The sequence below is a fragment of the Mucilaginibacter pallidiroseus genome (genome assembly GCF_007846085.1).
Taxonomy (GTDB): Bacteria; Bacteroidota; Bacteroidia; order Sphingobacteriales; family Sphingobacteriaceae; genus Mucilaginibacter; species Mucilaginibacter pallidiroseus.
In genome coordinates, this window is record NZ_VOEJ01000002.1 from 487,557 (window position 1) to 509,955 (window position 22,399).

19 protein-coding genes are annotated in these 22,399 nt (G+C 43.6%); 5 read left to right on the forward strand and 14 right to left on the reverse strand.

Features of this window, described 5'->3' with window-relative positions:
* Window positions 1–25: 25 nt before the first annotated feature.
* A complete protein-coding gene (locus FPZ43_RS06625; protein ID WP_146381065.1) occupies window positions 26–1,486 on the reverse strand; it encodes a TonB-dependent receptor in 1,461 nt (486 codons plus the stop codon).
* Window positions 1,487–1,634: 148 nt separating this feature from the next.
* Window positions 1,635–2,612, reverse strand: a complete 978-nt coding sequence (locus tag FPZ43_RS06630) for an alpha/beta fold hydrolase (RefSeq protein ID WP_146381066.1) — start codon at window positions 2,610–2,612, stop codon at window positions 1,635–1,637.
* A gap of 100 nt (window positions 2,613–2,712) precedes the next feature.
* Here FPZ43_RS06630 and FPZ43_RS06635 point away from each other — a divergent pair, with 100 nt between their 5' ends.
* Entirely contained in the window at window positions 2,713–3,303 is a 591-nt protein-coding gene (locus FPZ43_RS06635; RefSeq protein ID WP_146381067.1) for a hypothetical protein, read from the forward strand.
* On the opposite strand, the gene FPZ43_RS06640 is transcribed toward FPZ43_RS06635, so the two are convergent.
* On the reverse strand, window positions 3,300–4,316 hold the full coding sequence (locus tag FPZ43_RS06640; protein ID WP_146381068.1) for a dipeptide epimerase: 1,017 nt from the start codon (window positions 4,314–4,316) through the stop codon (window positions 3,300–3,302). The two genes, FPZ43_RS06635 and FPZ43_RS06640, sit on opposite strands and share 4 nt — an antisense overlap.
* A gap of 36 nt (window positions 4,317–4,352) precedes the next feature.
* On the opposite strand from FPZ43_RS06640, the gene FPZ43_RS06645 reads away from it, so the two are divergent.
* Window positions 4,353–5,360, forward strand: coding sequence for a hypothetical protein (locus FPZ43_RS06645; protein WP_261381002.1), 1,008 nt, complete (start codon window positions 4,353–4,355; stop codon window positions 5,358–5,360).
* On the opposite strand, the gene FPZ43_RS06650 is transcribed toward FPZ43_RS06645, so the two are convergent.
* From FPZ43_RS06650 to FPZ43_RS06665, 4 genes are read right to left on the reverse strand one after another with little or no spacing between them, the layout of a single operon-like run.
* A complete protein-coding gene (locus tag FPZ43_RS06650) occupies window positions 5,353–5,964 on the reverse strand; it encodes a rhomboid family intramembrane serine protease (RefSeq protein ID WP_315897960.1) in 612 nt (203 codons plus the stop codon). The genes FPZ43_RS06645 and FPZ43_RS06650 overlap by 8 nt on opposite strands.
* A complete protein-coding gene (locus FPZ43_RS06655) occupies window positions 5,961–7,706 on the reverse strand; it encodes a M14 family zinc carboxypeptidase (RefSeq protein ID WP_146381069.1) in 1,746 nt (581 codons plus the stop codon). The genes FPZ43_RS06650 and FPZ43_RS06655 overlap by 4 nt, the downstream gene beginning before the upstream one ends.
* A gap of 36 nt (window positions 7,707–7,742) precedes the next feature.
* A complete protein-coding gene (locus FPZ43_RS06660; RefSeq protein ID WP_315897961.1) occupies window positions 7,743–8,099 on the reverse strand; it encodes an MmcQ/YjbR family DNA-binding protein in 357 nt (118 codons plus the stop codon).
* Window positions 8,099–8,815, reverse strand: coding sequence for a hypothetical protein (locus FPZ43_RS06665; protein WP_146381070.1), 717 nt, complete (start codon window positions 8,813–8,815; stop codon window positions 8,099–8,101). The genes FPZ43_RS06660 and FPZ43_RS06665 overlap by 1 nt, the downstream gene beginning before the upstream one ends.
* 91 nt (window positions 8,816–8,906) lie before the next feature.
* Here FPZ43_RS06665 and pepT point away from each other — a divergent pair, with 91 nt between their 5' ends.
* A complete protein-coding gene (gene pepT, locus FPZ43_RS06670) occupies window positions 8,907–10,160 on the forward strand; it encodes a peptidase T (protein ID WP_146381071.1) in 1,254 nt (417 codons plus the stop codon).
* On the opposite strand, the gene FPZ43_RS06675 is transcribed toward pepT, so the two are convergent.
* From FPZ43_RS06675 to FPZ43_RS06690, 4 genes are all read right to left on the reverse strand, one after another.
* Complete coding sequence (locus FPZ43_RS06675) at window positions 10,157–11,395, reverse strand: GAF domain-containing SpoIIE family protein phosphatase (RefSeq protein ID WP_146381072.1); 1,239 nt, start codon at window positions 11,393–11,395, stop codon at window positions 10,157–10,159. The two genes, pepT and FPZ43_RS06675, sit on opposite strands and share 4 nt — an antisense overlap.
* A 72-nt stretch (window positions 11,396–11,467) precedes the next feature.
* A complete protein-coding gene (locus tag FPZ43_RS06680; RefSeq protein WP_146381073.1) occupies window positions 11,468–12,598 on the reverse strand; it encodes a glycosyltransferase in 1,131 nt (376 codons plus the stop codon).
* Window positions 12,582–13,556, reverse strand: coding sequence for a lysylphosphatidylglycerol synthase transmembrane domain-containing protein (locus FPZ43_RS06685; protein WP_146381074.1), 975 nt, complete (start codon window positions 13,554–13,556; stop codon window positions 12,582–12,584). The genes FPZ43_RS06680 and FPZ43_RS06685 overlap by 17 nt, the downstream gene beginning before the upstream one ends.
* Window positions 13,557–13,590: 34 nt before the next feature.
* Window positions 13,591–14,430, reverse strand: coding sequence for a dienelactone hydrolase family protein (locus FPZ43_RS06690; protein ID WP_146381075.1), 840 nt, complete (start codon window positions 14,428–14,430; stop codon window positions 13,591–13,593).
* Between the two features lie 124 nt (window positions 14,431–14,554).
* Here FPZ43_RS06690 and FPZ43_RS06695 point away from each other — a divergent pair, with 124 nt between their 5' ends.
* Window positions 14,555–15,781 (forward strand): PQQ-dependent sugar dehydrogenase, encoded by a 1,227-nt coding sequence (locus FPZ43_RS06695; protein WP_146381076.1) that lies wholly within the window; start codon window positions 14,555–14,557, stop codon window positions 15,779–15,781.
* A 46-nt stretch (window positions 15,782–15,827) separates the two neighbouring features.
* Here the strand turns inward: FPZ43_RS06695 and FPZ43_RS06700 are convergent, their stop codons facing one another.
* From FPZ43_RS06700 to dapF, 3 genes are all read right to left on the reverse strand, one after another.
* On the reverse strand, window positions 15,828–18,728 hold the full coding sequence (locus FPZ43_RS06700) for a DEAD/DEAH box helicase (RefSeq protein WP_146381077.1): 2,901 nt from the start codon (window positions 18,726–18,728) through the stop codon (window positions 15,828–15,830).
* A gap of 136 nt (window positions 18,729–18,864) precedes the next feature.
* Window positions 18,865–19,845 carry an acyltransferase family protein gene (locus FPZ43_RS06705; protein WP_146381078.1) on the reverse strand — a complete coding sequence of 327 codons (981 nt, stop codon included), beginning with the start codon at window positions 19,843–19,845 and terminating at the stop codon, window positions 18,865–18,867.
* Between the two features lie 2 nt (window positions 19,846–19,847).
* A complete protein-coding gene (gene dapF, locus FPZ43_RS06710) occupies window positions 19,848–20,645 on the reverse strand; it encodes a diaminopimelate epimerase (RefSeq protein WP_146381079.1) in 798 nt (265 codons plus the stop codon).
* A 183-nt stretch (window positions 20,646–20,828) separates the two neighbouring features.
* On the opposite strand from dapF, the gene FPZ43_RS06715 reads away from it, so the two are divergent.
* Window positions 20,829–22,361, forward strand: coding sequence for a Do family serine endopeptidase (locus FPZ43_RS06715; RefSeq protein WP_146381080.1), 1,533 nt, complete (start codon window positions 20,829–20,831; stop codon window positions 22,359–22,361).
* Window positions 22,362–22,399: the final 38 nt, after the last annotated feature.

Consider the following 22,399-nt stretch of genomic DNA (forward strand, 5'->3'; position numbering starts at 1 on the left):
TTTTTTGCAGCTTAATGGTTTGCCTTCAGCTCTCCTGTGCTTCTATTTTAACATCCGTTGCAGCGATATTACCATAGCCAAACAGGCTTCGTTCCTTTATAATTGTAGCTACGGCAGGTGGCACAAAATCCTCCCAGCCGGGCTTGTGCTCCTTTATCAGGCGCAGCACGCTATCGGTTTCTACCTGCAGATTTTTTTCATTGTAATTGCGGATATCCTCAATCTTGTCATTAGCTACAAGATATTCGTACAAATCGATAAGTTTTGGGGGTAATGAAAACTTGGCACCGTTCCAGATCACGCCATCGCGAAGGGTAGGATAGATGAACAATTTAACTTTACGGCTAAACAAGGTAGAGAAAGACTCCAGGATGCCGCCCGGCAAATCAGTATAATGCTCTTCGCCAAAGATGTACTCCAGGTTTGGATAACCAAGCACCACGCCAATTTTAAGCTTGGTAATTTTTGAAAGGTAGGCCACTAGTTTATAATACTCGTGAAAATTAGATATCATAACTGTTTGCCCTAATGAGCAAAGGATATCTACCCTGTCCAAAAAGTCCTTTTCATCTATCTGGCCGCTTTCATCGGCATCGCGTTCTTTAAGTGCCTGCAGCGTAAGCTCGGTAAGTACAACGATGTTTTCCTTGTCCACATCTGGCTCCTCGGTAAACTGTTCCATGCCGCGTAACAGCATATCAACATGCACATTAATAAGCGGGCGGAAACGTCCACGCACTACCACAATGTGCTTTTTATACAATATCTCTGATGGTTGCTGGTTTTTGCCATTTGGCCCGAATAGCGCTGCATCAGAAAAGCCATGCTTAACCAGGTAAAGGCTCATTAAACGATTATCAACATCCTTAAAGCTTTCTCCCTCAAAGTGGATCATATCTATTTGAATTCGATCGCGATTAAGGTTGTGCATCAGCGACAACAGGAAATCAACTGCCGATTTACGGTAGTAAAAGCAGGCATATAAAAGGTTAACACCTAAAATACCTACAGCCTGCTGTTGCAGCACGTTATCATTATCCAGCAATTTTACGTGGAGTATAACATCATGCTGAGGCCCGTTGGGCTCGGTTTGGAAACGTACGCCTATCCAACCATGCCCCTCGTTTGTTTTGTGAAAGTTAAGTGCCGAAAAAGTACCGGAAAGTGCAAAGAATGTAGTGCGGTCGCCGCGTTGTGCAGCAAGGCGTTCTATCAACAAATTATATTCATGATCGAGCATTGCTGATAGCCGCTGCCGGCTCACATATCTTTTTATTTGCTGGGTGCCGTAAATAGCGTCAGAAAAAGTCATGTCATAGGCCGACATGGTTTTGGCTACCGTACCGGCTGCCCCTCCTGCTTTAAAAAAGTGGGCCGCAATATCCTGCCCGGCGCCAATTTCGGCAAATGAGCCATATATCTGCGGGTCGAGGTTTATGGCCAGTGCCTTTTGTTTGGTAGCAATATCTTTATTAAAGTTTTCCATAAATGGTAAATTAAGATAGTTTTTACGGGGGCTTTGTAAAGATAATCCTTTGGTATGCGGCAAGAGACAGAAACTTACACACTTAACATTAGGGCGCAAAAATCAGCTCATCCTGCTAATTTTATTAATTATAATTCAAGAACTCACACTACAAGTTAGCCGTTAACGCCTTCAAAAACTTTTCCGGAACTTCCACATGTGGTATGTGGCCTACGTTATCAAACTCAATTAATTTGCAGTTTGTTATTTTTTTAGCCGTTTCGGGTCCCAACAATTTATAGTTTCCGTGCTTGGCCTTTTCTGCATCACTTAACAGGGCTTTGCCCACTATGGTTTTATCTTCCTTGCCGATGAACAACACTACCGGCATTTTTAGCAGGCTAAATTCGTAACAAACCGGCTGCTCATATATCATCTCGAAAGTAAGGGCAGCTACCATAGCATAGCGCGGAAAGTCGGCACTTTTGGCAACACCTGCACCAATGTTAACCAGGTAATCATATTCCGGCTTCCATGTAGTAAAGTACGATGACTGGTAATATTTTTTTACGCTTTCATAGGTGGTTTTCAGTTCGCTTTTGTAATCGTCGGCAGCACTGTTGTAGGGCACAAAGGTGCGGTAATCCTCGAGGCCTATGGGGTCTTCCAACAAGAGCTTTTGCACCGCTGCCGGATACATCAAGCTAAAGCGTGTGGCCAGCATACCACCCATAGAGTGCCCCATCAAGGTAACTTGTTTTACGCCGAGCGTATCCAGCAATTGCTTGTTGAACCGCGCCAGAGCATGAAAGCTGTAATGAATAAACGGCTTTGATGATTTACCGAAGCCGATTTGGTCGGGCACTATAACGCGATACCCCTTTGCCGACAGGGCCTTTATCACACTTGTCCAGTAATAACCTCCGAAGTTTTTACCATGAAAAAGCATTATGGTTTTGCCGTTTGGACTGGTTGGCTTTACATCCATATAAGCCATCCTGACGTCCTGGTTTTCTACATGGATAGGAAGAAAACTTACAGGGTAAGGATACTTAACGTTTTCTAACGTGACGGAAAGTGTGTCTTGCGCATATGCGGCAACGGATAGTAAAAAAGCAAATAAGGTAATCGTAAGTATTCTACGCATGTATAAAATACAGGCTTTACGCTCAATGGTTTTGTTTTTTAAAAATTGTGCTAGTCGGTCAATAATTATAGTTCTTATTGATTAATTTACCCTATTAATTATGTTAATTAAAATACCCCGTTATAAATTTTTTAAGCACTATCCGGATTTCCCGAAATCTAACGACTATCACAACAAGTATTCATTCCCTGAGACGTATGATTATTATATATTTTCAACACCCCCAGCAAAGTCAACTGTAGGTTTGTCAAACAATATCTCATTGGGTTTAACAAAATTGGTTAAGGTTTTAGGCTACCATGGATTATATTTTATGGGCGATACCACAATTCCATGGCTTTACAAGAAACACCATTACAAACCGGTTCAAAAAGCGCTTGACTATATCGCTGATAGCAATATAAAATCTACGTTTAATGGTGCACTTTATGCAGACGTTAGTGAACTACCTATTTTTGTAAGACACCTCTTTTGGCTGGAAAGGTGTAATGGGGTCGTTTCTAATCCTTATTTTACCGATAGTGGTTTTAACATAATCGGAAATATCTGCAAATACGGCAATATTCACTTAAGCACAATAAACGAGCTTACTGATGATCTGTTAAATGACGTGTTAGCAGAAACACCACTAAGTATTTTTGAAGGAGAAAGCTGCGGTAGTAGCGCCATTCCCCACAGAATACTTGCTTAAATTTTGTACATCAATCCTAACCCCGGTTCATCGCTTAGCACCCATTTACCGTTTTCGAAAGCAGGCATTGTATAGGGATTGTTCGAGGTAAGGAAAGGGCCATCCAGATCGGCCCAGTCACATTGCGGGGCAAGGGCGGCGGCGGCTAGGGTAGCGCAGCTGGTTTCGCTCATGCAGCCTATCAATATCTTCAGGCCGAGTTGCCTGGCCCTGTCAACCATCTTTTTTGCCTCGTGCACCCCTGCCGATTTCATTAGTTTTATATTGATGCCATGATAAACGCCTGCGGCCTTGTCCACATCGGGCAGTCGTTGTATTGCTTCATCGCCAATAATTGGAATCGGGCTGTGTTCCGTTATCCAGGCGTTACCTGCTATATCAGTTTTTAGCATAGGCTGCTCTATCAGCAATACGCCTTGCTCCTGCAACCAGTAAATCAACTCGAGGCTTTTTTCCTTATCTGTCCAGCCCTGGTTGGCATCTACATACAACGGCACATTGCTAACCGAGCGGATGGTTGTTATCAGTTCCTTATCACTATCGCGCCCCAGCTTTACCTTTATTACTTTGTGGCCGCTTGCTTCCATTACTTTTTGGCGTATTACATCCTCGTTGTCAATACCAATAGTAAAGCTGGATACCGGCATTTGCGCGGGGTTGCTACCCATCAACCGCCAGCAGGGCTGCGATTGCAGCTTTCCGTCAAGATCATGCAAAGCAATATCAATAGCCGCCTTTATGGCCGGTTGCCCGGGTGCTATGCTATCCAGGTAATTAACTATTTCATCAAAATCAAAAGGGTACGTAAACCCGCTTACATCAACCTTACTTAAAAATACAGTGGCAGTTTCATGGCTTTCGCCCATGTAGGGTACCATTGATGCTTCGCCGTAGCCGGTATAACCGTCGTGGTGTAATTGCACCAGCATTAGCGGGGTAGAATTACGGGAAAACCTGGCTATGGTAAACGTATGCCTAAGCAGTAGCTCGAAAGGTTGGTAAGTAAGCTGCATGTCAAATATCAAAGCTAAAATTTTACATTTAAAATCATGCTTATCTTTGCGGCTATGCCGGTACAAATCTATTCGCCGTTTGAAAAGTTTAACTTTAGTAATACCAGCTGCTTCCTTACGGGCCAGCCGCTGCAAAGTACTGAAGAAAAAATACAGGTTTTTCCGCAGTGGTTAATGAGCCTCTACAAGCTGGAAGACCAGCCTTTTAAACTGCTAGACGAAAGCATTGCCACTTATAAAGATCTTAAAATACCATGCTCGGCGCAGGTAAATGATGCGTTTTTGGAACCGCTTGAAAACGAGATTGCTGAGGCTTTTGCAAAAGGCTACAAGGGTGTTAGAGCACTCAATGAACTCCGCCTTTTTCAGTGGGCGGCCAAGCTGATGTACGGTATAGTGTTTAACGAGATACAATCGGGCATAAAAATGCAGCATGCGCAGGGCGAGCAATTCAGCATGTCGCAATCTATTCTGCTAAAGTTTAGCCAACTGCACATGATGCTGCAAAGCATTAACCTGCCTTTATACTTTGAAGAATTTAAGCCGTTCAGCCTGTTCCTGTTCAAGGTAAATAACCGTGAGGAAGAGTTTGGCTACCGCGATGAAATCAACACCCAAACTTTTGCTTTACGCATAAAAGATTTTGGCCTGATACTGTGCCTGCAGGATAACCAGGCTAACCGTGGCTATCATCATGAGATTTATGAAAAGATAAAAGAAGACACACTGCACCCTATACAGTTTGAAGAATTTAGCGGCCGCGTGTTTTACTCCAATTACCTTTTTAACCGACTGCCCGAGTATAATATTTTGCCGGTAAACGATGAGATATTTATTGAGGATATGCCGCTGCGCGGAGTAAGCAGCAAGCCGGTTTTTGACCACTGGGTAAACAAAACCTACGGGCAGGTGCTGGAAAACTTCTGGAAAAATTGGGGATTCTTGCTGCTCGAGATCATTAAAGACCCGGAGCACCCGATGAGCTTTTTATTTGATGCAGAAGGCAACAAAATAAGCTCGCAAAGTATCTTACTCCCTATTTAAATTTGCTGATAAACTGATTTACCACATCATGGTTAAGCGCTATAGTGATAAATATGCCGCTGATGGCACCAAATAAGTGGGCGTCGTGGTTTACATTATCGCGTGCATGCTTTGATGCAAAGTGGCAATAAATTAAATATAGCCCGCCAAACACCCATGCCGGGAACTCCAACCCGGGAATGATCAACAGCCCCATTTTTGCCAATGGGTCAAACATGATGTAGCTAAATATAACCGCGCTGATAGCGCCCGAAGCGCCAAGGCTATTGTACCATATATCTTCTTTGTGTTTTTGGATAGACGGAAGGTCGCTTAAAATAAGGCTTAAAAAGTACAGCACCCCAAACTGCCAATGCCCAATCATAGTTTCTAATTGAAAGGCAAAGAAATAGTAAGAGAACATATTAAAGAACAGGTGGTTCCAATCCTTGTGTATAAAGCCGCTTGTTATAACGGTGTACACCCTGCCCCCGCGCGATACGGTATAGGGGTTAAGAATGAAGCGTACGTAAATGTTCTCATCATTAAAGGCCCATAATGTGCAGGCAATAGTTAATACAAATATTACGGATGCCACAGGGGCATACTGCAGGTATTCCATCATGGTTTTAGGTCGAGTTTAGGGTTGGCTAATAACCGGCCAATAGGGTAACGCATGGCGGTTTTTTCAAAATAGGGCGAATTACGGTAAACAAAGTTAAGTTGTGCCGCTGCGCTCTCAGCAAGCTGCGGGTTCCTGGCTTTTTCATCATCTAGCTTTTTACGCAACTCAGGATCGGTTTTTAGAAGATCGGCAGCAATGTCTTCAAACACGTAGTCAGAAAAATATTCCTTTTGGCCAAGCATGCTGTCAAAAAAGTTCCAGGCAAAAAACGAGTCGACGCCCTGCGGCTCAAGCGTTTCAACAATGTAGCGGTTAATGGGTTGGTTTACATAAACCACATAATCGCCTTCATAAAACTTTATTTTAGTATTAACCGGGTTCAGCTTAACGCCGCTATGCAGGTAGTGCCCCTCATAAGGGCGCGTGCCTGTTTTGTAATCGGCAATGTAATACATCTGCAAGTCAAGTGTAGTGTCGTGCGCAAGGCGGCTCATGGCAACCTTGTTCAGTTTAAACAAATCAATAACTTTACCCCAGGCCTGCGGTATAACGTAAGCAATGGGAGCATCAGCCGAAGCGCTGGTCTTATAGGTATTATAAAATTTAACGGTTTTTGAATACGGTTGGTTCCTGTCGTAATACAAACGTTTTAGGCCGCTTACCCCGCTGGTTTTGTATTGCGCGGCGTAACCTTTAAAGTTAATGGTATCTACCTTGCTGCGGTCAAGCTCCCAGCTCAGGGCAAATGTTTTTTGCCTGCTCACTTCTGCATCCACCCGCTTTTTCATTTCGCCAAGCAGTTTGGCATCCCGCTGGCAGATATTTATAAGCTGTTGCATAAAGTTATAGGTAGCATACAAACGCTTGTCGAAGGGCTTTAACATATGCGTCTCGGTCATGTAGCTGATGATATTATGCTGAGCCGCAAAACCTGTGGAAAAGCGCGGCGTTTCCATAAAGCTTACAATACCGGAGTCGGGCAAGCCGTTTTCGCCGGCACCGTAAGGAATCATTTCGTACCCGCTTTTTTTCATGCCGGTATACAGGTCATGCGTCATTACATCAGCTGTATACTTAGCTAATACAGGGTTTTGCTTATCCTTTTGGGTTTCGATCAGCGTCATCACGTACTGATAGTCGGCACCATCGCTAACGTGGTTGTCCAGCAGCACTTCGGGTTGCCAGGTATTTAAAATTTGGGTAAAAGCCAGGGCATTACGGCTGTCGGCTTTAATAAAATCGCGGTTAAGGTCCAGGTTTCGATAGTTCCCCCTAAAACCATATGCGCGCGGGCCGTTTTGGTTAGCGCGAGATGTTCCCCTGTTTTTGCTGCCATCTATATTGTATAGGGCTATAAAGCAAATTACCACATCTTTTGGCAACTGGTTTTTCACCAGCAGGTCGCGGGCAAGCATCATGCTGGCATCAACGCCTTCCGGTTCGCCGGGGTGTATGCCGTTGTTGATGAGCAATACGCGTTTGTTTTGCTTTTTAATAAGTGCAGGGTCAAAGACCTTATCGCACGACAATACCACCAGTGTCAAGGGAATTCCAACATCGGTACTACCATAATTAAACAGCTTCATTTGCGGCTGTTTAGCAGCAAGGTTTTTGTAATAGGCAAGTACCTCGGTATACGTTGCTGTGTAATTTTTATCCTTACTTAACTCAAAAGGAGTTAGCTGGGCATATGTCTGCAAAAAACAGGAAATAAATAAAAGCAGGAGAATGGGTCTTTTCATATCAATTACAGCAAATATAGGTTTGCCCTGCAATTATCAGGCGTTTGCGCCAATTTCCTGCTGTAACTTTTTAGGTAGGCTTTTCAAGATCAGATCGTAAGAATGGTCTATCATCTCATGTAACTGCTTGTTGGTAAGGCCGCCGTCCATTTGCACCGTGTTCCAGTGCTTTTTGTTCATGTGGTAGCCGGGCAGCACTTCGCTATGCTTTTCACGCAGCTCAACAGCCAATTCCGGGTCGCATTTAACATTAAAGGTATTGCTGCCTATGCCCGTAAGTAAAAAAATCTTTTCGCCTACCTTAAATACAAGCGTATCCTCTCCAAACGGCAAACCCTCCGTAACGGCTGGTTTAGCAAGGCAATAATCGCGCAGGTCGTCGGTATACATCATTAATAGCTTCTAATCGATCTGTCGTATGCCGACTCGGCACCAAAGTTAAACCTTATGCCCACAGTAATCTGGCGGTACTGGCTTAATGCATTGTTTTTAAACTTGCTCGATGGGTCGTTATACCCGTCCAGCCCTTCGCCAAATACAACGTTATGCCTGTAACCCAAATCAATATTGAAGATGGGCATATCGTACTCGTTATAAATCTTAAACTCGTAGCCAAATCGCAGCGGCAACGAAAAGTTGATGCCGCTGTTTTTTCCCGGGAACACATAGTTGGGATCATCTAAACTGGTTCGCTGCACGGTTAAGTTGTTCAGCACGAAACCCGCCCCGGTGCCTATGTAAAAGTTTTTTACAATATCCAACAGGAAGCTTCCCTGGTAGTCCATAACCTCGCCGGCCTGCAAATCGGCATGCAGGTAAACTGCTTTATAATTGTTTTTGTACTGACGGCGGTAAGGGTCACGATCAACCGTGAGGCCTCCTCCTGTAAGTGTTCCAAACTGAAACTCGGCCATTACCGGTACATAGGGGCTATAGTTGTAAACAAAATTGATATTGTAAGCCAGGTGATCGTAATTGCGGGCAACGTTTGTATAACCTTTTACACTGCTTACGCCAAAACCAATACCGTAGTTGTTGTAATTATACCCCTGTGCCTTTGCGCTGCAGGCTGCTGCAGTGATCAGGATAAGTAAAAAGTATTTTTTCAAACCAAATATTGTTTAGGATATTTACAATTTACGCCGCCGGATAAAAGACAACGGGCGGTCAACAGAATAAATTTTGCACTAATATAAGCTTATGCAGCTAAATGCCCAATTGCAGTATACGGTTACAGATAGATTTTTGCGGTACGTGGTTATCGACACACAATCTGACCCTGCCTCGAATAGCCAACCATCTACCGAAAAACAAAAAGACCTTGGCAGGCTATTCGTAGCCGAGTTGCTTGAGATAGGCATAACCGATGCACATTTGGACGACTACGGTTACGTTTATGCTACCGTGCCTGCTAATACAACCAAGTCTTACGTACCTGTCATCTGCTTTTGCTCGCACATGGATACCTCGCCCGATTGCAGCGGCTATGGTGTTAAACCTATCATCCACAAAAATTATGATGGCAGCGACATTATTTTACCAGTGGATAAAAGCCAGGTGTTACGGATGGCCCAACATCCCGATCTTAAAAACCAACTGGGAAATGATATTATTACGGCATCGGGCGATACTTTGCTTGGGGCAGACAACAAGGCGGGGGTGGCCGAGATAATGGACGCAGTTTATCATTTGGTTAATCACCCGGAAATTAAGCATGGCACCATAAAAATTTTGTTTACACCCGACGAAGAAATTGGCCGCGGGGTTGATAAAGTAGACATCGAAAAACTCGGCGCTTTTGCATGCTACACCATCGACGGTGAAAGTGCCGGCAATATGGAAAATGAAACCTTTAGCGCAGATGGCGCCAGGTTAATCATAAACGGCATTAGCGCACATCCCGGCTTTGCCAAAGGGCAAATGGAAAGCGCCATTAAAATAGCGGGACGAATTATTGCTGCCCTTCCGGAGGACTTATCGCCCGAAGGCACCGAAGGCATGCAGGGTTTTGTACACCCGGTTGATATAAGCGGTCATGTTGAAACTGCAGTAATTGATTTTATTATCCGGGATTTTGACGATGACAAATTAGCTGCTCATGCAGATGTGATAAGAGATGTGGCCGACAGTGTTTTAAAAAACTTCCCTAATGCATCATATACTCTCGATGTAAAACCACAGTACCGCAACATGAAAAACGTGCTTGCCCAGCACCCGCATATTGTGGAGTACGGCATGGAGGCCATCAGGCGTGCAGGTATGGAAGCTAAACTGTGCAGTATACGTGGCGGTACAGATGGCTCGCGCCTGTCATTTATGGGATTACCAAGCCCTAACATTTTTGCCGGCGAACATGCGTTTCATGGTAAGCAGGAGTGGGTGTCTGTACAGGATATGCAAAAGGCGGTTGATACCATACTAAACCTTTGCGCAATTTGGGAGGAGAAAGCTTAAACTATTTTTAGCGTAAGCAGGGTAATATCATCAATAGGTTTGGCTTTTGTAACCTCGGCAACGTGGCTCATAAGCTTCTCATTAAATTCGTCAGGAGTTAGCGTTCCGTTATCGGCAACAAAATCCAGCAGCTTTTCTTCGCTCCAAACTTTAAAATTATGATTTTCATGATCCATTAGGCCGTCGGTATAATTTACCAAAAGGCTTCCCGGATCAATATCTACCTCGCCCTGGTTTAAAAAAGGCAGCTCATCAAAAGCGCCTATCATGGTAGTACCTAATTTAAGTGATATGGCATCCCCATCAGAGTAGAGTATTGTGGGGTTATGCCCTGCATTTACGTAACACAGCTTGCGGGTATGCTGGTTATACTTTGCCAGGAACAGTGTTATAAATTTTTCACCCTTGGTGTTGTTTATCACCAGGCGGTTAAGGCGCTCAACTATGCAGGTGAGATCTTCTTCGGTATTTGCTAGTCCCTGCAAACTTGCCTGGAAATTGGCCATCAGCAGCGCTGCCGAAATACCTTTGCCAGATACATCAGCAATGCACCACATAAACTCATTTTCGTTGAGACGGAAAAAGTCGAAATAATCGCCACCTATATTTTGATGCGGTAAATATTTCGACCCTATTTCTACACCGGGCTCCTTTGCAATGCGTAATGGTATCAGCATGTTCTGCACCTCGGCAGCCAGTTCCATTTCCCTTTGCATACGCTCAGATTCCAGGCGCTCCCTAAAAAGGCGCTTGTTTTCAAGAGCAACCACAATTACGTTTGTAAGGGTTTGGATGAAGGTAAGGTCGTTATTAAGCATCTCTCCCGACGAACCAAAATCGCCGATTAAAGCAAACGCAAGCGCTTTTTGCTTATGGTAGATCGGGATAAAATAGTCAAACCGGCTAAGGAGTTGATTTTTGTGCCCTGTAATAGCTGTAGGCGTTTGCAAGCTGCTTAAGTGCATCCACGCCATATTAAGTTCATGTACCGTTTCGGAGGTTCCGCCAAAACTTGCAATGGAGCTGTAAATGTTATCTTTTTCGATCAGGAACCTGAAACTTCCAATCTGCAGCTGGCCCTTCAGGATCGTTTCCAGCATCTTTAACAGTTCCGCCGTTGTCGAATTTTTGTTGATAGCCTGGGTAATTTCAAGCAGTGCGTTCAACTCCTGTTGCCTTTTTAGCAACAGCCGTATCAATTCATCTTCGCCCGAACTACCCTGATTGTTTTGCATGTACTATAAAGACAGACTAAAATAGTCAATTAATCGTTTTTGCCAAGGCAAATTTCAGCTTAATAACCCGGCTTATCTAACTACACGGCCTTTCCAGGCATACTTGCGCGTGTTGCCCATAAAACCTACATATATGATGTAAATGATATGCAGCGGCTCAAGCAATATAGTTAGCGCCGATAAACCTGAACGTTTAAAAAAGCTCATGATAGGGGTAATAAACATGGCTTCGGCTATAAACTTAAGAAAAAACTGTACTAAAAACAGTTTTAAATAAAATACATCGTAAAATCCCATAAAGGCGTTTATCACCAGTACCACGTTAAACAACCAGATACTTACAGCAAGTGCCACAATGCGCTTATCCTTGTACCGTGTCGACTTGGAAGCCCAACGGCGGCGCTGCTGTAAAAACTCATCAAGCGTGTGTTTGGCATGTGTATAAACTATAGCTTTACTATTTTTTAAAAAGCCAATGCGGCCCGGGTATTTCACTGCTACTTTTTGCAACAGCATCTCATCATCGCCTGATGCAAGGTCATCAATACCCTTAAAGCCACCAACTTCATAAAATACATCTTTGCGATAGGCCAGGTTGGCACCATTACAGGTTGAGGCCCGCTTGTTGCCGATAAAAGAAGCACCTATGCCAATTAAAAAAGAAAACTCGAGTGTTTGCAAACGCTCGAATAATGAGCGCTCTTCAAAATAGGTAACCGGCGACGATATCATTACCGGATTGTGGGTTTCAAAATAACCAACAACGGATGATAGCCACTGCGGCCCCATGCGGCAATCGGCATCAGTAGCCACCATAAGATCGCCGGTTGATAGGGCAATTGCCTCGGCTATGGCCTTTTTCTTGTAGGAGTTTAGCGGCTTATCAGCCTGCAATTGCATCAGCTTAACACCCTGATCGGCATAGCTACGAATAATATTAGCGGTATCATCTGTAGAGTGATCGTCAACGATTATGATTTCAGTTAAATGGCGGGGATATTCCTGAGCCAGCAGGTCGTCGATAGTGTAGCGAATACGTTCCTCTTCGTCGCGAGCGGCAATAAGAATAGTGACCTTGGTTTGCAATGGCGCAGCTGTGGTATCAGCGCATTTTAACGAGGCCCAGCCTTTAATAAGGTAAGCAAATACAAACAGGTAAAAGCCTGTGAGCAATACGGACAAGGTACTAAGCAGTGCGATCAAAAAACTTAAGTTTAAAAACAAATACAGATCCTAATACGGCGGGGATAATTAAATTGATGAGCCATATTGATGATACTGCTGCAATTATAGCTATTTGTTGGTTGGTTATGTACAAAAACAAATGGGCGGCGGTAAAGCTGCGAACGCCAATATCCAGCAGGTCAAGCGATGGCAGGGCCGATTGGATAAAAATAAATACGATCACTGTCATCACCATATTAAAAAACGGAATATTGGGCAGCAAAAGGTGTATTACCAGATAATACTGAAAAGTAAACACAAAAAAGCGAGCAAGGCTATAAGCAATCACAATAAAAAGCTCATGCACTTTGTATCGGCCCATTATTTCGAAAAAGCGGTGATACTTACGCAGGAACTTTACCCTGTCTAACAACCAAACCAACCATTTGATATGGAAGTAAAACACCAGTAACAAACCAAGGAACACAGCCACCAGTACAAATATGCCCAGGTAAAGCCAGGTATCCATATTTAGGTAGTGGTAAATAAACCAAAGCCCTGCCAGCAGCCCGGTAACATTGGTAATTACGTTTTGTGCAAATGAGCCTACTGCCATGGCAAAAACGCCATGTATGCGTTTACGGTTGGGCAAAAACATTACACGGCCACCATATTCGCCAATGCGGTTAGGCGTAATTATGGCCCAGGTAAGCCCGCAAAACACAGCCTCGATTGCCTGCCATACAGATATCGCTGTAAGTTTTTTTGAAAGGTACTGCCACTTTAAACTTTCAAGGAGCCAGTTTAGCCCCATCAGTAATACTACCGATGTCATGGTGGTAACCACCTGCCCGCGGCTTATCTGGCTTATAAGTAATTGAAATTGCCGTAAGTTGTCGTTTTTGTTTAAGAACTGGTGGTAGATAAACGCAAAGGCAAGTAACAGTATAGCAACCTTAAGCAGGTACGAAAATATTTTTTTGGCCGACGCTGTCAATACAATAGTTTGTGCAATGTTACAAAAAGCAAGCTTATTTAAGCCTTGCTTTCAGAAATGTAAGTGTATTGGCGTAAGCATTTTTTGTTGCAGCACTATCGTAAATAGGATTGCTTGGGTTGGCAAAGCCATGATCCGCATTGTATTGGTGCAGGTAAAGTTTTTTTCCGGCTGCTTTCATATCAGCCACAAATTTGGCCACTACCTTGGTATTAATAAACTGATCCTTATTGGCAAAGTTACCTAGCACATCTGTTGTCAGGGTTTTCAATTTGGCAACATCCTGCTCAGGCATACCGTAATACATAACGCAGCCCGCCGCCTGCTTGCCAAGCAATAAGGTTGCCTGCAGGCTCCAGCCACCGCCAAAGCACCAGCCAAGGGTAGCTATACGGGCTTTAGTGCCTGCATAAGCTATGGCACCTTTTATAATAGCCTTTGCACGGGCATCGCTCACGGCCTGCATGTATTTACCTGCATCTTCGCGGTTATCTGCAACTTTACCATCGTATAAGTCAAGCGCAATTACATTTACATTGCCAACATCGTTATATAGCTTTTCGGCTTCGCGCTTTACATAGTCGTTAAGGCCGTACCACTCGTGTATTATAAATAAATAATTATTGGTAGGTTTTTTCGCCTTTAACATCCACGCCGATGCCGTTTTACCATCGGGCGTTTTATAATTTACCTGCGAGCCAATGGCACTTTGAAAGTGCATTTTTACCGGGTTTTTGTGCGATGAACGAAACTTTGCATCAGAAGCGAGCATAGCAAATTGTTGCGTTGCCGATTTCTTGCAGCAGGCCATTTGTTGGGCAAAAGCCATAGCGCCGCATATTAACAATGCTGCTAAAAGGAAAAGTTTTTTCATACCATGGGGATTTAATTAAGCTAATACAATATTCGGTTTTATTTGTTTGTATCTCAACCTTTACAAAACAAATTTTAGCGGGCAATGATTATTGGTTAGGTTTATAAACTATCAAAACAACACTATGAAATTCCAACTAAAACATATTGCACTGGCAAGCGCATGCCTGTTACTGACACCATTAGCAAGCAGTGCCGACGGTATCAAGTTACCGGCAGATACGACACTTGCTCCTGTAGAAACCAAAAGCCCAAACTCGCAATACAAATCTGCTTTTAAAGGGCAAACCCGTATTGGCGGCGTTAAAACAAAAACGCCTTATGGGGCCGCTGTTATTAACAGCCAGCTAAAATCACCCTGGGGTATACATGTACTGCCTGATGGCCGCTTTATAGTGACCGAGAAAGGTGGCACGATGCGCATACTTAAGGCAAACGGCAGTTTTGATAAGGAAATTGGCGGTTTACCTGCTGTACTGTTTCGCGGGCAGGGCGGCTTGCTTGATTTGACTATCGACCCGGCCTTTGCCCAAAACAAAATGATTTACTGGAGCTATACTGAGCCAACTGCCGACGGATCGGCATTGGCCATAGCCAAGGGCAAGTTATCTGCCAACGAAACCAAACTGGAGAACGTAACGGTAATTTATCGTGCAACGCCAACACACAATGGCAGCCTGCAATTTGGGTCGCGCATTGTGTTCGATAAACAAGGCAACTTATTTATAAGTACCGGCGACCGTGGCGCTAACGATATCCGCATGAAAGCGCAGGATTTAAGCGCATCGCTCGGCAAAATCATCCACATAACTACTTCCGGCAAACCTGTGGCTGGTGGTCCGTTTGCAAAAACAGCAAATGCACGGCCCGAGATTTATGCCTACGGTTTGCGTAACCCCGACGGCCTTGCCTGGAACCCTGCAACGGGCGAGCTTTGGGAAGCTGAATTTGGCCCGCGTGGCGGCGATGAGGTAAATATTATCCGTGCAGGTAAAAATTATGGATGGCCTGTAGTTACTTACGGTATTGAATACAGCGGCGAAAAAGTGGGCGATGGCATACAGCAAAAAGAAGGCGTTGCACAGCCTGTTTATTATTGGGACCCAACCGTATCGCCGGGTGGCATTGCTTTTTATACCGGCAACATTGCCGAATGGAAAAACAACCTGATGGTAGGCGGCTTAAGCGGTGCACACATTGCACGTTTGGTAATCAGGAACAATAAGGTAGTTGGCGAAGAACGCCTGCTGGCTGATAAGAATGAACGCTGGCGTGCACTTACCACCGGTAAAGACGGCGCTTTGTATGGCTTAACAGATAGTGGAAAACTATACAGGATAGCGAAGAAATAAAACAGAAACGCCCGACGAAAGCCGGGCGTTTTTTATTGCAGAACAATTATCCTAATATCTCCTTAATATCATCTGCCGAGAGCGATTTAATGAAGCTTTCCTCGGTTGTGATGAGCGAGCGGGCTACGCTGAGTTTGCGTTGCTGCAGGGCCAGTATCTTTTCTTCAACGGTGTCTTTTGTTATGAACTTATAGATAAACACATTTTTGGTTTGCCCGATGCGGTGCGTGCGGTCAATAGCCTGCTGCTCAACGGCCGGGTTCCACCATGGGTCGAGTATAAATACGTAGTCGGCCTCGGTTAAGTTAAGGCCTACGCCACCTGCCTTAATCGAAATCAGGAAAACTCTGGTTTTTTTATCTTCCTGGAATTTTTTAACCACATCGCCCCGGTTTTGCGTGCTGCCATCAAGGTAAACGTAATTTATGCCCTCCTTATCAAAATGGTCACGGTAAATAGCCAGTTGCTTTACAAACTGCGAAAATATCAGCACCTTATGCCCGCCATCCAGCACGCTCTTCAGGGTGTGGGTGACGTTCTCAAACTTGCCCGAGTCGCCCTCATACTCTTCATCTATCATGGCAGGATGGTTGGCAATCTGCCTAAGCTTTATTAAGCCCTGTAATACCTGTATCTGCGTTTTGGCATAAGTGCCATCTTCCAGGCTACGCAATAGCTCGTTTCGATATTCAGATTTTACCTTGTCGTAAACTTCGGCCTGCTCTTCGCTCATCTGGCAATAAAACAAGTTCTCGGTTTTAGGCGGTAGCTCGGTAGCAACCTGCTCTTTGGTGCGGCGCAATACAAACGGCTTGATAATAGCCTGTAATTTATGGGCCTTGTCCTCGTCCTTCTTTTTCTCGATAGGGGTTACAAATTCATTCAGGAAGAACTGCTGTGCGCCCAGTAACCCGGGGTTAACAAAGGACATCTGTGTCCATAAATCATTTACCGAATTTTCTACAGGCGTGCCACTCAATATCAACTTAAACCGTGATTTAAGCTGCCTTACGGCCTGGTAGGATTTTGATGCCGGGTTTTTAATGTTCTGGCTCTCATCTAATATCACGTAGTCGAAATAATAGCCTTTAAACATTTCAATATCAATACGGCTTATGCCATATGTGGTGATGATCACATCATAGTTCTTAAACACATCGGCCGATTTGTAACGCAATGCTCCGGTATGTACCATCAACCTTAATTGCGGTGCAAACTTATGCGCCTCGTTAAGCCAGTTATATATCAGTGATGTTGGCATAATAACCAGCGATGTTGCATGGTTACCGGCAGCTTCGGTATCTTCCTTGTGTTTTTGCAGCAAGGCAAGTGTTTGAATGGTTTTACCCAAGCCCATGTCATCGGCCAGGCAGCCACCAAAATGATAGTTCTTTAAAAAGTGAAACCAGTTGTACCCAGCCTTTTGATACGGGCGCAGACTGCCCAAAAAGTTTTCGGGCATGGCAACGTCATCGGTCTCTTCAAAATCGGTAAGCTTTTGCAGCTTACGGCTCATAGCTACCTCGGCCATTTCGCCATCGCTTAAATCATTTACCAGGCCAATGTGGTGGCGGCGTAGTTTAAGGCCGTCCTGCCCTTCGCTAAAATGCAACAGGTTACCGTACTGCGAAAACCACTGCTCCGGGATCACCGCAATTTCGCCAGATGGCAGTATAAATTCCTTTTTATGGGCCAGGATATGGTTCTTGAGCTGAATAAATGGGATACGGTATGGCCCAAAACATACTACTGCATTAATGTCGAACCAGTCGTTATTTTCAGTTATCTCAAGGTCTATCTTGGTGTTGCCAAACAGGTAGCGCTTTTGGCCCTCGGGTTGTTCAATTTCAAAGCCCAACTCGGTAAGTTGATCATGATGCTGGTTGAGCCACTCAAACACCGGGAAAGAGCGGTCACCATCTTCGGTTGTAGTGGCCACCTCAAGATTTTGAAATAGGCTCGACGCCACTTTAAGCCCCATACCTTCCAATACCGCCAGCTTGCCTTTTTCCCAACTTACCGACCTTTTTATACGATGAAAAAGATAATCGTCTCCGGTTTTTTCCATACGCACAGATACGTGCCTGCCATCGCCATAAGGGAAAATATATCCTGCGTATTTGAATGCTAATTGTAGCTGCGATGTACCGCCTTCTACGTAAATAGGCTTCAACACCGGCCTTGCGTCATACTTTTCGGTATTAATGGTAAAACCCTCGGCATAAACGTTATGCTTTTCGATAAGCGGGGCAACAAATTTTTCGAAGTACGAATGTTCCGAAGACTTTGGAATGGCTATGTAGCGCTTATTTAAAAACGGGGCAAGCTTTTTCCCCTCTATTTCCTTGTCAAAATAATATAGGGTATCATCAAGCAGCATCCATGCAGGATGATTACAGATGATCTCGGCGTTTTTAAACATAAATTCAATACGCATTCCATGAAACTTGATGGTTGGGAAGTAGCGTATTTCCTCCTCGTTACGGCGAAAGTGAAAAAGCACAGAGGCAGGCTCATCGGCAATATGCAACTTTCGGCCGGCAGGGTACCCCTCTTTGCTCATCAGGTAAATTTCCTTATTGCCCTGGCCCAATAAGCCCAATGCTTCAGTTAGCTTCTTTTCAATTTTTGGGCGGATGGTATCAAAAAACTGCTCGTTAAAAACTTTCGCAAAAAACTCGAACGGCCTGATTGGCTTTTTGTAGTATTTTTTGATGATGTTGCCCTGCTCAATATCTTCCAGGATCTTAATCAGCTTACGATCGGTTTCATCAATGCAGTGTGTAAATTCTTCAGCTGTGTTTGAAAATAAACGTTGATGCGTAAATGAAAATTCGCCGTTTGGATTTAGCTGAACAATATGTGGTTCAATAACGTACGACAGGTAATCGTGCCGGGCAATGGCATAAATAATTTGGCAAGGCTTGGAACTGTCTACGCGTAACATTAATTTTCTCAGGTAAAAAATTAATGTAAGCTACGTCAGGAAAAAATTCAAACGTAAATTAAAAAAACCAAACTCTGAAATTTTACAGCGTGATTTTTTTAATGAAAATAAAGAAAGCGGCTTTTATTATTCAGGTTTAGCTTGATAGCTTGTTGCCTAAATCAATAAAAGGACGTTCCACATATTTATAAATAAGTTTGGATAAAAGTGCAACAAACAGCAGAGTAAGAAGGTCGACCAGGATATTTAAATACAAGTACTTGTACACAAAAATGTTAACGAAGTCTTTGGCAACATATACCCCCAGCGGTACATGAATAAGATAAATCGCGTATGAGTAATTTCCTAAAACAGAAAGTGAATTTTTTTTTATCGGATAATATTCTCCTGCAATTATTAATAACCCGGTTGTGATACATACGCCAAGGTATATCATGTCCCTATGCATCAATATATGAGCCATGCTTAAAGCTGCAATTATTATTGGGATTAAGCTTCTATGTTTTTGGTAAACCAAATAGTATATGGCAATGCCGAAAGCAAATGCGGGCCAATGATCCAGGAAAAACAGGTATCCAGAATTTTGAAAAGGTAACAACACGCTTAAAACACAAATTGTACTTATAGCCGGTAGGCGAAATTTAACTGGCAAAAATGCAATGCAATAAATTATGAAGTAAAAAAACAACTCGCACGTTAAAGACCAATACACCCAATTTACAGTGAGTATTTCACTAAATGGAGTAGTGGTTAAAGTAAGTGTGGCAATAATATCTTTGATAGTTTTAGGTAGTACGGCAACGTCATTTTCGCCATGTGCAATTTTAGCATAAATAACTACCACGCCAACTATTACAAGGCTAAGCCAATAAGCCGGAAATATTCTAAAAAGTCTCCTTATAATAAAATTATTAGGAGTTTTTGATTGATTTAGTGAAATGGAAATGCAATACCCGCTAATTACAAAAAACACGGGTACGCCTAATCTAAGCTCATGGCAAAAAGCGCGGTAAAAATCGTCTAAATGTTTCACTGGCTGTTGAAAGTGAAACAGCGCAACACCACAGGCGGCAAAAAAACGTAAAATGTCGATAACACGGTTTTGTTTTACAGGCATGATTAAACATCAACGCTTATATCTCCCTGAAAAACCAACTCGGCGGGGCCCTCTAAAAATATGTTGTTAAACTTTTCGCCATCATAATTAAAGCGGATGTTTAAGTTTCCGCCAAGCACTTTTATAGGTGTGCTTATGCTTCCAAATTGCTCGTTGTGCTTTGCCATGGCCAATGCAACCGCAGTAACTCCTGTACCGCAGGCATAAGTCTCGTTTTCTACACCGCGCTCAAACGTGCGCACGAAAAAGCCCTCTTCATCACGAACAGGTTCAACAAAGTTAACGTTGATGCCATTGGCTTTGTAAGTTGCGTTGTTACGTATGGCGTAACCATCGTTATAAACATCTTTAACGTCCAGATCAGAGGTTAATTTCACATAATGCGGAGAGCCAGTATTAAGCACATATGCTTCACCATCGCGATTAATCGTATCTACATCAATCATTTGCAGGCTTACCCAATTGCCCTCTGCTGAAATTTTGGCATGATGGGTACCGTCTGTAGCCAGAAATTTTGTCGTATCCGTAATAACACCTAAATGCTTCGCAAAGGCGACAATGCAACGGCCACCATTGCCACACATGCTGCCTTCGTTTCCATCGGCATTGTAATACACCATCTTAAAATCGTACCCGGCCTCATTTTCAAGCAGCATAAGGCCGTCGCCGCCTATACCAAAGCGCCTATCGCAAAGTGTTGCAACCGTTTGTTTATCAAGCGATTTTAATTCGTTATTACGGTTGTCGATTAAAACAAAATCGTTGCCTGCGCCTTGGTATTTGTAGAATGTTATCTGCACGTGTTATAATGAGTATTTTACACAAAGATATAGATAAGCTGCCGTAACATTTATATGCCGAAGTTCATTTTAATTTAACAAATTTTAACAAAACATCATATAACTTATTGTTGATAATATCGTCTATATGGTATTAAATTTGAAGTGCATACAGTATAACAGAAAAGAAGATTGAGAGAAAATATGAAAAAAGTAGGTTTAACATTATTGACTGCCTTTGTGGGCGGGGCTATGGCGTTAGGCGTGTACAAAGTGATGGAAAACAAGTACGACGACAGCCTTAGTATTGAAGATAAACAAAAAGTATATTTTGCAAGTAACAAGTCGGCTGCGGCATCAAACATGGTTTCATCGGCCGGCTCGGTAGATTTTACGCAGGCAGCTGCTGATGTAACACCTGCTGTGGTTTACATCCGTACTACTTACTCGTCGAAATCTAACGACAACCAGGACCAGTTTGAGCAGATGTTCGGCCAGATGTTTGGCCAGCGCATGCAGCCAAGAGGCCCGCAAATGGCATCAGGCTCGGGTGTTATCATCTCGCCGGATGGCTACATTGTTACCAATAACCACGTTGTAGCTAAAGCCGAAAAGATCCAGATCACAACTAATGATCACCGAAGCTTTGAAGCTAAAGTAATTGGTACCGACCCTAACACCGACCTTGCCCTGATCAAGATCAATGCTACTAACATGCCTATTGTAAAATTAGGTAACTCCGATGCGGTACGTGTTGGCGAGTGGGTATTGGCAGTGGGCAATCCTTTTAAACTCAACTCAACCGTTACAGCGGGCATTGTAAGTGCAAAAGGTCGTAACCTTGGTATTATTGGCCGTAACGAAGACGAGGACAATCCTTTCCCGGTAAGCCAGCGTGAGCCATCTCTGAAAAAAGGTATTGAATCATTTATCCAGACTGATGCGGCCATTAACCCTGGTAACAGCGGTGGTGCATTAGTAAATACTGCAGGCGAATTGATCGGTATCAACGCAGCTATTGCATCGCACACAGGTTCATACGAAGGTTATGGCTTTGCTATTCCTATCAACCTTGCCAAAAAGGTATTGAATGATATCAAAAAATATGGCGCCGTTAAACGTGGTTATGTGGGTATAAACTTTGCCGACCTTAGCGAGCCGGAAGCAGCAAAATCTGTTGGCAGCGATAAAACCAACGGTTTATACGTAAACAGCCTTGTTGACGGTGGTGGTGCTAAGCAAGCAGGTATATTGCCAGGCGATATCATCGTTAAAGTTGAAGGTAACCCTGTTTACGAATCATCTGACTTGCAGGAACGTGTTGCACGTTTACAGCCAGGCGATAAAATCAACCTGACAGTTTTACGAAACGGCAGCGAAAAATCTTTTGACGTAACGTTAAAAGCTGATGCCCCGGTAGAACGTACTGCTGCTGTATCAAAATCAGCAACAGAGTTGTTCAACAAATTGGGCGCAAGCTTCCAGCCTTTGACTGCTGCACAAAAAAGCAAGTTCCGTGTAAACTCTGGTGTATTGGTTACCCAAGTTCGCCCGGGCGGCATATTTGCCGATACTGAAATACCTGTAGGATCTGTTATCACATCGATAAACAGGCAACCAGTTAACAGCATTAGCGATATGGATAAAGTAATCACCAGCATGCGTAACGGCCGTTTGGTAATAAGCGGTAACTATCCGGATGGTGGCAGCTTTAACAACGTGTTTCAGTTACAATAACCGAATACAAATGATTGATGAAAACCCTGGCCTAATTG